The sequence below is a fragment of the Pseudomonas sp. LB-090624 genome (assembly GCF_003205205.1).
Taxonomy (GTDB): domain Bacteria; phylum Pseudomonadota; class Gammaproteobacteria; order Pseudomonadales; family Pseudomonadaceae; genus Aquipseudomonas.
The window spans coordinates 247331-259696 of record NZ_QJRL01000004.1; the positions used below are offsets into that span (position 1 = coordinate 247331).

9 protein-coding genes, 1 tRNA gene and 2 pseudogenes are annotated in these 12366 nt (G+C 62.8%); 7 read left to right on the plus strand and 5 right to left on the minus strand.

What is annotated here, in order from left to right; translation table 11 throughout:
- Positions 1–232 precede the first annotated feature (232 nt).
- A complete protein-coding gene (locus DMX11_RS06835) occupies positions 233–793 on the plus strand; it encodes a glycine cleavage system protein R (protein ID WP_013973793.1) in 561 nt (186 codons plus the stop codon).
- An 11-nt stretch (positions 794–804) separates the two neighbouring features.
- A complete protein-coding gene (locus tag DMX11_RS06840) occupies positions 805–1278 on the plus strand; it encodes a peroxiredoxin (RefSeq protein WP_110743797.1) in 474 nt (157 codons plus the stop codon).
- A gap of 35 nt (positions 1279–1313) precedes the next feature.
- Here DMX11_RS06840 and DMX11_RS06845 read toward each other — a convergent pair whose 3' ends face one another.
- Together DMX11_RS06845 and DMX11_RS06850 are read right to left on the minus strand one after the other, a co-directional pair.
- A complete protein-coding gene (locus tag DMX11_RS06845) occupies positions 1314–2384 on the minus strand; it encodes an AI-2E family transporter (RefSeq protein WP_110743798.1) in 1071 nt (356 codons plus the stop codon).
- Between the two features lie 20 nt (positions 2385–2404).
- Positions 2405–2644: a sulfurtransferase TusA family protein gene (locus DMX11_RS06850; protein WP_012273752.1), complete on the minus strand. Its 240-nt coding sequence runs from the start codon at positions 2642–2644 to the stop codon at positions 2405–2407.
- A 122-nt stretch (positions 2645–2766) separates the two neighbouring features.
- Between DMX11_RS06850 and DMX11_RS06855 the strand changes: the two genes are divergently transcribed.
- Positions 2767–4203 carry a M48 family metalloprotease gene (locus DMX11_RS06855; RefSeq protein ID WP_110743799.1) on the plus strand — a complete coding sequence of 479 codons (1437 nt, stop codon included), beginning with the start codon at positions 2767–2769 and terminating at the stop codon, positions 4201–4203.
- A gap of 165 nt (positions 4204–4368) precedes the next feature.
- Here DMX11_RS06855 and nadA read toward each other — a convergent pair whose 3' ends face one another.
- A complete protein-coding gene (gene nadA / locus DMX11_RS06860; RefSeq protein ID WP_110743800.1) occupies positions 4369–5427 on the minus strand; it encodes a quinolinate synthase NadA in 1059 nt (352 codons plus the stop codon).
- 235 nt (positions 5428–5662) lie between these two features.
- Positions 5663–7171 (minus strand): YdgA family protein, encoded by a 1509-nt coding sequence (locus tag DMX11_RS06865; protein ID WP_110743801.1) that lies wholly within the window; start codon positions 7169–7171, stop codon positions 5663–5665.
- Between the two features lie 449 nt (positions 7172–7620).
- Between DMX11_RS06865 and DMX11_RS06875 the strand changes: the two genes are divergently transcribed.
- The 4 genes and pseudogenes from DMX11_RS06875 (at position 7621) to DMX11_RS06885 (ending at position 12123) form a co-directional block, all read left to right on the plus strand.
- Positions 7621–8973 (plus strand): APC family permease, encoded by a 1353-nt coding sequence (locus DMX11_RS06875; protein ID WP_110743803.1) that lies wholly within the window; start codon positions 7621–7623, stop codon positions 8971–8973.
- Positions 8974–9258: 285 nt separating this feature from the next.
- Positions 9259–10248: pseudogene (locus DMX11_RS26390) on the plus strand (HAMP domain-containing protein); the annotation flags it as partial.
- A gap of 303 nt (positions 10249–10551) precedes the next feature.
- Positions 10552–11106 (plus strand): annotated as a pseudogene (gene mcpU, locus DMX11_RS26395) (methyl-accepting chemotaxis protein McpU); the annotation flags it as partial.
- A 57-nt stretch (positions 11107–11163) separates the two neighbouring features.
- Positions 11164–12123, plus strand: a complete 960-nt coding sequence (locus DMX11_RS06885) for a cation diffusion facilitator family transporter (RefSeq protein ID WP_110743805.1) — start codon at positions 11164–11166, stop codon at positions 12121–12123.
- Positions 12124–12263: 140 nt separating this feature from the next.
- On the opposite strand, the gene DMX11_RS06890 is transcribed toward DMX11_RS06885, so the two are convergent.
- Positions 12264–12339: transfer RNA gene (locus tag DMX11_RS06890), tRNA-Lys, on the minus strand.
- Positions 12340–12366: the final 27 nt, after the last annotated feature.

The window sequence follows — 12366 nt, forward strand, 5'->3', positions numbered from 1 at the left end:
CAGTAATGGTACTGGGGGCATCGGCCTTGCACAAGCGAAGCAGGCGGGCGGAGCATTCCCCTCGGCGCCTTATTTCGCTACCCTTGATGCTTTGATCGGTGCAACGCGGCCCGCCGGGCCGTCGACCTTGCTCCCCGCCAGCGTCCACAACCTCGCATGCGAGCCCCGGGCCCTGCCGACAGGAGGCTTTCGCCCGTCCTGTGCCGACCGCTCATCGCTTTAGGAATGCTGCATGTCCACCCCCACTGTCCGCGAACAATTCCTTGTCATCAGTGCCCTGGGGCCCAACCCCATGGAGCTGGCCAACGTCCTCAGCCGCGCTGCCTTCGAAAACCGCTGCGCGGTGGTTACCTCGCGCCTGAGCCGCCACGGCGAGACCAGCGCCCTGGTGTTGCAAGTAGGCGGCAGCTGGGACGCCCTGGCGCGCCTTGAAGCCATGCTGCCGGGCTTGGGCAAGAAGCATGGCCTGACCCTCGACGTGGTGCGCAGCGCCGACCAGGAGGTGCGTCCGCAGGCCCTGCCCTACGTGGCGTACGTCAGCGCCGCCTACCGCCCGGACATCATCAACGAGCTGTGCCAGTTCTTCCTCGACCACCGCGTCGAGCTGGAAGCCATGACCTGCGACACCTACCTGGCGCCGCAGACTGGCAGCAGCATGCTCAACGCGCAGTTCACCGTGATCCTGCCGGCCGGCACCCAGATCAGCTGGTTGCGTGACCAGTTCCTGGACTTTGCCGATGCCCTGAACCTCGATGCCCTGATCGAGCCATGGCGTCCACAGAACCCAATGTAAGGAAACCGACCATGGCTGTAGCACTCGACCAACCTGTCGCCGACTTCCAGGCCCAGGCCACCAGCGGGCAAACCGTCAGCCTGGCGGAACTCAAGGGCCGCCAAGTGGTGGTGTACTTCTACCCGAAGGACAGCACCCCCGGGTGCACCACCGAAGGCCAAGGTTTCCGTGACCAGCATGATGCCTTCGCCGCCGCCAACACCGTGGTGTTCGGCGTGTCACGCGATGGCATCAAGTCGCACGAGAACTTCAAGGCCAAGCAAGGCTTCCCGTTCGAGCTGATCAGCGACAAGGACGAGGCCCTGTGCCAGCTGTTCGACGTGATCAAGCTGAAGAAGCTGTACGGCAAGGAATACATGGGCGTTGACCGCAGCACCTTCCTGATCGACAAGAACGGCGTGCTGCGCCAGGAATGGCGTGGGGTGAAGGTGCCCGGGCATGTGGATGCCGTGCTGGCAGCAGCCCAGGAATTGAACAACGCCTGAAATTGAATGGGGCCGCTCTGCGGCCCCAATTACATTCAAAGCATCGGTGACACACTCGGCTCCTGCCGCGGCCAGGCATCCAGCACGGCCTTGATCAGCGTCGCCAGCGGGATGGCGAAGAAGATCCCCCAGAACCCCCACAACCCGCCAAACAGCAGTACCGCGCAAATGATCGCCACCGGGTGCAGGCTCACCGCTTCGGAGAACAGCAGCGGCACCAGCACGTTGCCGTCCAGCGCCTGGATGATCGCGTACACCGTCATCAGGTAGATGAACTGGTCGCCCCAGCCCCACTGGAACAGCGCAATCAGGGTCACCGGCACGGTCACGACCACCGCGCCCACGTAAGGCACCACCACCGACAGCCCGACCAGCAACGCCAGCAGCGCGGCGTAATTGAGCCCCAGGCTGATGAAGGCGATATAGGTGGCGATGCCGCAGATCAGGATCTCGATGCCCTTGCCACGGATGTAGTTGGCAATCTGCCGGTTCATCTCGTTGCCCACCCGGTTCAGCAGGGTGCGCTGGCGCGGCAGGTAGCCGCTAACCCAGCGGCCGATCAGTTCGCGATCCTTGAGGAAGAAGAACACCAGGATCGGCACCAGCACCAGATAGATCATGGCATTGACTAACAGCGGCAGGCTGGACAGCGAGAATGTCAGTGCCCACTGGCCGAACTTGCCGATTTCACCACGCACCGATTCGATGGCGTGCAACACCTGCTCGTCCGACACCAGGTGTGGGTAGCGTTCAGGCAACAGCAACAACAGCGACTGCCATTTACCGAGCATGCCCGGCAGCTCGTTGAACAGGGTGATCAGCTGATGCCACAACAGCGGTACCAGCACCAGCATGAACAGCGCCAGGGCCCCCATGAACAGGGCAAACACCAACATTACCGCCAGCCGCGTCGGTACCCGCAAGCGCTCCAGGGCATTGACCAGGCCCTGCATCAGGAACGCCAGCACCATGCCCGCCAGCACTGGCGCGAGCATGCCGCCCAGGGTGAGCACGGCAGTGAAGGCCAGGAACAACAGGACCGCCAGCACCACTGCTTCTTCATCGGAGAAGTAGCGCTGCATCCAGTCGCGAAGCACTTTGAACATTGACGATCCTTGGGAAAGACTCAGGCCTTGCGCAGCCAGTAGGTATAGGTACCGGCCTCGGCCGTTTCCTGCAGCAGGGTATGACCGGCCAACTGCGCGAAAGTGCGGAAGTCGCGCTGCGAACCGGCATCGGTGGCGATAACCTTGAGCACCGCGCCACTGGCCAGCCGATTGAGTTCCATCTTGGCCTTGAGCAGCGGCAAAGGGCAGTTCAGCCCGCTGGCGTCCAGTTCGGCGTCGCAGGTCAGGGTGTCACTCATCGCAGGGTCTCCAGAGGCGTTGCCAGACTGCTTGTTGGCATGGCTGGCTAGGATAGCGCCACTGGTCGCCAACGTGTGAGCCCGCTACAGTAGGTATCTTTGATCCGACGCGAGTTTCATGCATGAATCTACTGCGCCCTACCCTGCTGACGCTGGCCTGCCTGTTGGCCCTACCCGGCCATGCTGACGACCTGCCATCACTGGGTGATGCCAGTTCCGCGATCGTCTCGCCCCAACAGGAACACCAGCTTGGCCGTGCCTGGCTGAGCCTGCTGCGGGGTCAGGTCAACCAGCTGAACGATCCGCAGCTCAAGGACTACGTCGAAACCAGCGTGTACAAACTGGCCGAAACCAGCCAGCTGCAGGACCGGCGCCTGGAGTTCATCCTCATCGACAGCCGCGAGCTCAACGCCTTCGCCGCCCCGGGGGGCATCGTCGGGGTCAACGGCGGGCTGTTCCTCAATGCGCAGACCGAAGGCGAATACGCCTCGGTGCTGGCACACGAACTGGCGCACTTGTCGCAACGCCATTTTGCCCGTGGGGTCGAAGCCCAGCAACGCATGCAGCTGCCGATGATGGCGGCGCTGCTGGCCGGCATCGTACTGGCTGCAGGGGGCGCCGGCGACGCCGGCATCGGCATGATTGCCGGTACCCAGGCGGCGGCCATCCAGGAACAGCGGCGCTTCTCTCGGCAGAATGAACAGGAGGCCGACCGTATCGGCATCCAGAACCTGGAAAAGGCTGGCTACGACCCGCGCAACATGCCGACCATGTTCGAGCGCCTGGCACGCCAGTACCGCTATGACGCCAAGCCGCCAGAGTTCCTCCTGACTCACCCTGTGACCGAATCGCGTATCGCCGACACCCGCAACCGCGCCGACCAGGCGCCCAAAGGCGGCATCGAGGACAGCGCACGCTACCAGCTGATCCGTGCCCGGGTTGCTCTCACCTACGAAGGTACGCCAGGGCTGGCAGCCAAGCGCTTTCGCGCACAACTCGACGAAGACCCCAAACTTGACGCTGCACGCTACGGCCTGGCCCTGGCGCAGATCAAGGGCGGCCAGCTGAACGAAGCACGGGAAATGCTCAAGCCGCTGCTGGCCAAGGCGCCTAACGACATCACCTACAACCTGGCGCAGATCGACCTGGACATCACCAACAATCGCCTGGCCGATGCGCAGCAGCGCGCCGAGCGGATGCAGGGGCTGTACCCGGGTAATTATCCGCTGAAACAGGTGCGTGCGGATCTGTTGGTAAAGCAGAACAAGCCTGCCGAGGCGGAGAAGGTGTTGAACGAGCTGGTGAAGAGTCGGCCGGATGACCCGGATGTGTGGTACGACATGGCCGAGGTGCGTGGCTTGTCGGGCAATACCATCGGCTTGCATCGGGCGCGTGCCGAGTACTTCACGCTGGTCGGCGACTTTGATCAGGCAATCCAGCAGCTGGATTACGCCAAGCGCCGGGCGGGTGGGAATTTCCCGCTGGCCTCACAGATTGACCAGCGCCAGCGCGAGATCATGGAGCAGCGGCGAATGGTTCAGGAAATGATGGGGCGCTGAGGATTTTGGGGGCGCTTTGCGCTCCAATCGCGACACAAGGCCGCTCCCACAGGCGTCTGCGGGGCCATGTGGGAGCAACTGTCTTGCTCAATTTCTAAAAGCGGGCGCGGTACCTGTGGGAGCGGCCTTGTGTCGCGATGGGGCCGCAAAGCGGCCCCGGCAACCTTAAGCGTTACCGGAAAGCTTCAGCCGCGCCGCCTGGGTAAAGTCCAGCATGCGGTTCAGCGGCTTGATGGCCTTGGGCACCAGCGCAGGGTCGACAAAAATCTCGTTGGTGCCGTTACGCAGGCAATCCAGCACCCGCTCCAGGGTGTTCATCGCCATCCACGGGCAGTGCGCACAGCTGCGGCATGCCGCGCCGTTGCCTGCGGTTGGGGCTTCGACAAACTCCTTGTCCGGGCACAGCTGCTGCATCTTGTAGAAAATGCCGCGATCGGTGGCGACGATGAATGTCTTGTTCGGCAGGGTCTGCGCCGCCTTGATCAGCTGGCTGGTGGAACCCACTGCATCGGCGAGCTCGATCACGGCCTCTGGCGACTCCGGGTGCACCAGGATCGCAGCGTCCGGATACAGGGCCTTCATGTCGGCCAACTGCCGCGACTTGAACTCTTCGTGAACGATGCAGGCACCGTCCCACAGCAACATGTCGGCGCCGGTTTGCTTCTGGATGTACCGGCCCAGGTGCTGGTCAGGGCCCCAGATGATGGTTTCGCCGTTGTCCATCAGGCTTTCGACGATTTCCAGTGCACAGCTCGACGTCACCACCCAGTCAGCGCGCGCCTTTACCGCAGCCGAGGTGTTGGCATAGACCACCACCGTACGGTCCGGGTGCTGGTCGCAGAACGCCGAAAACTCTTCCACCGGGCAACCCAGGTCGAGGGAGCAGGTGGCCTCGAGCGTCGGCATCAGCACGCGCTTTTCCGGGGTGAGGATTTTTGCCGTTTCGCCCATGAAGCGTACGCCGGCCACGATGACCGTTTCAGCGGGGTGGTTCTTGCCGAACCGGGCCATTTCCAGCGAGTCGGATACGCAGCCGCCGGTTTCTTCGGCCAGCGCCTGGATGACCGGGTCGCAATAATAGTGGGCGACCAGAACAGCATTCTGCGCCTTCAGCTCGGCAGCGATGGCCGCACGGTATTCGGCCTCCTGCTCAGCAGTCAGCGGGTTGGGCTGTTTGGCGTCGAGGTGGGCCTGAACCAACAGGCGTTCGGAAATCTGGGTCATGATCGCTGGACCTGCAGGCGCGCGTGCGCGTCAAATCAAGTGTATCACCCGGCCCTGGCAGATCGGCTAAGGGTGCCGGACGGCACATAGGCCGCCACGGCCCTCTGCGGGCGCGGATTATTGTCGGAGGCCGAAGGCTACAGACAATCCAGCGATTACTAAAGGGGTTTTTGTGTTACCTGTAGCGGCCTATTCGCGGGGGCGCCCGCGAATAGGCCGCTACAGGCTGAGCTGATCAACCCTGCGGCGAAAGCGCCGCTAAATGTGCAGCCAGCAACGTGGCAAATTCTTCCACGGTCATCTTCTGGCCATTGAAGTCGACCATGCCATCGGCATAGTGCAGGCTGCTGACGACATCATCGCCATGCACGGTGGCCATGCCGCTCTGCAGTGCCATCATGCCGACCATCTCCCCAGCCTGCCCCGATTGCATGGCAATCGCCTGGGCGTCGGTCTGGCCATCCAACAGCGCCTGCAAGGTCGCCAGGTCCCCGATCATCGGCTTGGACAGCGACAGCTTGCTTTTCACCTCAGTGATGATCTGTTTGCTCAGCTGATCCGGCGGCAGGTCGAAGCTGGCCGGCGCGGCAAGGTCCATCGACAGGTTGAAGCGGCTCTCGCCATTGGCGGTCTTGAACGACAGGTTTTCCACCGCCAGCTTGGGCTTGGCGGCCAGCAACTTCTGCAAGTCACCCTGGAAGCGGGCTTTTTCGGCATCGTCCATCTGGATTTGCGGTGCTGGCTGGCCAGCGGCAGAGGCAGCCTCGAATTCCGGCAGGTGCGCCTGGTACCACTTTGACAACGCCTGCAGCGCCGGGGCATTGACCGAGGCGACGCTGATGGCCATCTGCGCCTTGCCCACCGCGCGGCCATCCCAGCTTATGTCGCCGACCTTGTACTCCACGCGCCCCCCTACGGTGTCCGGGCCGTCGAGGGTTTGCAGGGCATTCTGCTCCAGCCCCTTGACCAGCAGCACCTGCTGTTTCGGGCCCAGGGTGACCTTGGTTTCGGCCAGCATCAGGTCGACGTTGCCGACGTAGATGGCGTCGTGCGCGGTGGCCGCGAGGTTGCCACCTACCTTCAGGCCCTGCAGCTCGAAGCTGGCCGGCGGCTGGTCGTCGCGCACCAGTTTCATCACGAAACGGTCGGCCGTGCCGTGGAATTTCGAGGCCTTGCCTTCCTTGTCACCACTGACTTCCAGCTGCATGCCGGAAAAGTCGAGGCTGTTGCCATCCGCCTCGTCGAGCTTGACTGGCGCCAACCGCACCTGGCTGACCACATGCCCGTCATAACCCAGGCTGGTCTGCGCGCTGACTGGCACCTGCCCAGCTGCGGCAGCAAACCACGGCTCGGTGGCATCGTCCTTCTCCAGCGTGCTGTTGCTGACCGCCAGTACCGGCATCAGCTTCAGCGCCTTGACCCGCGACCAGGGGAACGGGCCGTGCTCGATCTGGTCGGTCACGCCCACGTCGAAGTTGACCACCTCGCCTTCACCCACATTGATGTCGCGAGCCTTGAGCCGGTACTGGGCGGTACTGCTGAAGAAATGCTGCTGCAGCGACACCCGCTCGATGCTCATGCTACCACCGGTGGTCACCAGGGCCTTTTTCAGTTCGGCGTTGCTGCGCGCAAGGGCGTGGTCCAGCTCGGCAGGTAGTTGCTTGCCGGTGTACCAGGCGCCAGCGGTGATTGCGACGGCAATGGCGATAGCCAGGCCGGAGAGGATGCCAACTGATTTCTTCATGAATGGAACCGATTGCTGTCCGTAGGGGCTTCGAAAGCGGCCTGGAGGGCCACGCAGAACGAGAAGATTATCACCCCCCGGTTGGCCCGCGCGCGGGTGGGGAGCGAGAAATCCCATATTTCGGAAGCGTCCGACACGCGATGGAACACAGCTGAGAATTCGTTAATTTTTACGAACATTGAAATTGACCACAACCGCAAAAAACCGCGCAAAAACCGAACAAACGGCGGTTTAAATCGATAAATATTTCAATTTAGCAACATCTTGTCATGTTTAACTTGACACCTACCTACCCATCGTTTTTTATTTTCACCACTTTGCGCGCTCGACCGCGCCTCCCGCCGCTCCAACATAAAAGGTGAACAACATGGAGCCCACCCGCTCGCCCTTGCCGCATGCGCAATCCACCGTGCCCGCCGTTTACGCCCAGCAGCAGGAGCCATGCCAGCATGCAGCATGACCACAGCGCTTCCGGTAATGGCCAGCTCCGCAAATCCCTGCGCCTCTGGCACGTGATCATCATCGGCCTGGCCTACCTGACGCCGATGACTGTGTTCGACACCTTCGGCATCGTCAGCGGGATTACCGCCGGCCATGTACCCAGCGCCTACATCCTGGCATTGGCCGGCATCCTGTTCACCGCAGTGAGCTATGGCACCCTGGTCAAGCGCTTCCCGCAGTCGGGCTCGGCCTACACCTACACCCAGCGCGCGATCAACCCGCACGTGGGCTTCTTGGTGGGCTGGTCCTCACTGCTGGACTACCTGCTGCTGCCGATGGTCAACGCACTACTGGCCAAGCTTTACCTTTCGGCCATGTTCCCGGAGGTGCCGGAGTGGATGTGGGTAGCCGGCTTCGTCACGCTGATCAGCCTGATCAACATGCGCAGCGTGAACCTGGTGGCTCACTTCAACCTGCTGTTCGTCGGTGTGCAGGTGGCAATCATCGCCGTGTTCATCTACCTGTGCGTGCGCGGCCTGGACCACGGTGAAGGGCTGGGCACGGCCTGGAGCCTGATGCCATTCGGCGACAGCCAGACCCAGTTCAGCGCCCTCGCCGCCGGTGCGACCATCCTGTGTTTCTCGTTCCTGGGCTTCGACGCGGTGACCTGCCTGTCCGAAGAAACCCGCGATCCGGCCAAGACCATCCCGCGAGCGATCTTCCTCACCGCGCTGATCGGCGGCGTGGTGTTCATCACCGTGTCGTACTTCATCCAGGCCTACTTCCCCACCATGGCACGCTTCCATGACCAGGAAGCCGCCCTGCCGGAAATCGCCCTGTACGTCGGTGGCAAGCTGTTCCAGTCGATCTTCATTGCCTGCACCGTCATCAACACCATCGCCTCGGGCCTGGCCTCGCAGACCAGCGTGTCGCGCCTGCTGTACGTGATGGGCCGCGACAACGTGATCCCGGCCAGCGTCTTCGCCCGCCTGCATTCGCGGTACAAAACGCCCGTGCTGAACATTGCCGTGGTCGGCGTCATTTCGCTGTCGGCGATCTTCTTCGACCTGGTGACTGCCACCTCGATCATCAACTTCGGCGCGCTGGTCGCGTTCAGCTTCGTCAACCTGTCGGTGATCAACCACTGCTACCTGCGCGAAGGCAACCGCAAAGGCCTGGCCAATCAGCTGAAGTACTTGGTACTGCCCACCATCGGCTTTTGCATCATCGTCTCGTTGTGGCTGGACCTGAACGCGCATTCGCTGATGTTTGGCGGTATCTGGGCTGCGCTTGGGCTGGTCTACCTGGGCTGGCTGACCAAAGCCTTCCGCGCGGCACCGCCCAATTACGTCGCCGAATGACCCACGCTGCCCACAACGCCCGCGCTTGATCGCGGGCGTTGCATTTGTTCGAAAAGGAAAGCCCTCATGCCGCTGCGTCGCCTCTCCATCCAGTGGAAGATCACCCTCCTCGCCGGCCTTTGCCTGCTGGCCATCGTCGCCCTGCTGGTGGCCACCTCGCTGACCCAGGCGCAGCGCAGCGCTGCCCTGGTCAACCAGGCCAACACTGCCATGCTCGACAGCAGCGCGCGCCAGCGCCTCCAGGCCCATGCCGAAAGCCAGGCACTGCGCGTCCAGCGCTATTTCATGGACGCCTACCAGTACGGCAATGGCTTTGCCCGCCTGGTCCAGGCACTGCAGGCCCGGGGCGGCAGCGACCTGCGCGCCGAGCTGACCCGACAGGCGCGCGCCAGCCTGGCCGGTAACCCGGACGTAATCGGCCTGTACCTGGTGTTTCAGCCCGACGCCCTGGACCGGCAAGACAACCAATTCCGCGGCCAGGAGGCCGCAGGTAGCAACGAGAGTGGGCGTTTTTCGCTGTACTGGTCGCAGCCGAGCCCTGGCAACCTGGCGCTTGAGGCCATGCCGGAGGCGATGCTCGGTGATACCAGCATCGGCAGCAACGGCGCGCCGAAGAACCGCTGGCTGACCTGCCCACAGGACACGGGCAGAACCTGCATGCTCGAACCATACCTGGATGACGTCAATGGCCGCCAGGTACTCATGACCAGCATCGCACTGCCGCTGCTGGAGCACGGCAAGGTAGTCGGCGTGGTCGGCCTGGACATCGGTCTGGACAACCTGCAGCAGTTGAGCGTTGATGGCCGCCGTGAACTGTACGACGGCCAGGGCCAGGTGAGCATCGCCAGCGCGACTGATCTACTCGCCGGCAACAGCCGTGATGCCAGCACCCTCGGCAAACCGATGGAAAAGGCGGTAGCCGACGGCCTGCTGCGCGTGGCCCACCCGTTCACCCCCATCCCGGACGCTGCCCCCTGGCAGGTATTGCTGGAGCTCCCGGAAAGCGTGCTGCAAGCACCCGCCATGGCGCTCAACCAGCGCCTGGACGCGCACAACCACAGCGCCAACCTCACCAGCCTGCTGGTCGGCCTGGGCGCCGCCGTGATCGGCTTGCTGCTGGTATGGCTGACCGCACGCGGCGTTACCCGGCCAATCCTGGCCGTGGCTGCGCGCCTGGAAGACATCGCCAGCGGCGAAGGCGACCTGACCCGCCGCCTGGACTATGCCCGCCAGGACGAGCTGGGCCAGCTTACCGGCTGGTTCAACCGCTTCCTCGACAAGCTGCAGCCAGTCATTGCACAGGTCAAAGGCACGCTGCAAGAAGCCCGCGGCACTGCAGACCAGTCAGCCGCCATCGCCAGCCAGACCAGCAACGGCATGCAGCAGCAGTACCGGGAAATCGAGCAGGTGGCCACGGCAGCCAACGAAATGAGCGCCACCGCCCTGGATGTCGCCCACAACGCGGCGCAGGCGGCCCAGGCGGCGCGGACCGCCGACCAGGCCAGCCAGGAGGGCCTGCAACTGATCGACAGCACCCGCCAGGGTATCGACCGCTTGGCTGCCGGCATGAACAGCGCCATGGGTGAGGCGCGCGCACTGGAAGGCCGCAGCGGGCAAATAGGCTCGGTGCTGGAGGTGATTCGTACCATTGCCGAGCAGACCAACCTGCTGGCACTCAATGCCGCCATCGAAGCGGCCCGCGCCGGCGAAGCTGGCCGGGGGTTTGCCGTGGTAGCCGACGAGGTGCGCGGGCTCGCCCAGCGCACGCAGGTGTCGGTGGAAGAAATCCGTCAGGTCATCGAAGGCCTGCAACAAGGTACTCAGGATGTGGTCGGCGCCATGCATGAAGGCCAACGCCAGGCGCAGGACAGCGCTGCACGGATGGAGCAGGCGTTACCGGCGCTGCAGCGTATTGGCGAGGCAGTGGCTGTGATCAGCGACATGAACCTGCAGATTGCCTCGGCAGCCGAAGAGCAGAGCGCGGTGGCCGAGGAAGTGAATCGCAACGTGGCCGGCATTCGCGACGTGACCGAATCGCTGGCCGGGCAAGCTGATGAATCGGCGCGCATCAGCCAAGCCCTGAACCGACTGGCCAACCAGCAGCAGGCACTGATGGCGCAATTCCGCGTCTGACCCGCGAAGAAGCCGCTACAGACATAACAGCATCATCGTTTTTAATGAGCATTACTCATGCAAACCGCAACCCGACCCACCTTCTTCGACATCACCAGCGAACAAGGGCTTTTACGCACCTCGATCGCCGTCACCCTGTTCATCGCCATCATCGGCATTGCCTTCGGCTTGGCCTCCGGCTCATTCTCCATCGTCTTCGACGGTGTCTACTCACTGGTAGACGCCAGTATGAGCGGGCTGTCGCTGGTTGTGGTCAAGCTGATTACCTCGCATACCACCAGCGTGCAGATGTCGCGCAAGCTGCGCGAGCGCTTCACCATGGGCTTCTGGCACCTTGAGCCGATGGTGTTGGCGCTCAACGGCATCCTGCTCAGCGGCGTCGCCATCTACGCGCTGATCAACGCCGTCAGCAGCCTGCTGCAAGGTGGCCGACACCTGGAGTTCGGCATCGCCATGGTCTACGCGGTATTGACCGTTATCGCCTGCGTGACGATCGCGGTGATCGAGGCCCGCGCCAACCGCACGTTGAAGTCCGACTTCGTGCGCATGGACGTGAAAGGCTGGGTGATGTCGGCCAGCATCACTGCCGCGCTGCTGATCGCCTTCTGCTTTGGTTACGCGGTACAGGGCACGTCACTGGAATGGGTTTCACCGTATATCGACCCGGCAGTACTGGCATTGGTGTGCCTGGTGATCGTGCCGCTGCCTATGTCAGTAGTGCGCCAGGCACTGTCGGAAATATTCCTGGTCACCCCCGGCGACCTCAAGCTGCATGTGGATGAAGTGGCCAAGGCTTTCGTCGCCCGCCATGGGCTGCAATCCTACCGCGCCTATGTCGCCAAGGTCGGGCGCTCGCGGGAGATAGAGCTGTACTTCATCGTGCCCAAGGCCATGGCGGCCAAGACCATCGATGAATGGGATGCGTGGCGTAACGAGATTGGTGACGCGGTGGGCGGTGAAGGGCCGGATCGCTGGCTGACGGTGGTGTTTACCGGCGACCCCGAGTGGGCTGAGTAAGCCGCTGCCACAGGTTCATGTGTACGCAGATCATCGCGGGAGCGACCTTGTGTCGCGACAGGGCGGCAAAGCGGCCCATCACTCCAAAAAACGAAAAAGCCCGCGACCATTTCTGGTTGCGGGCTCTGACGTACTGAGTATGGTGGGTCGTGTAGGATTCGAACCTACGACCAATTGGTTAAAAGCCAACTGCTCTACCAACTGAGCTAACGACCCGTTGGATGGCGCGTATAATACTGATTT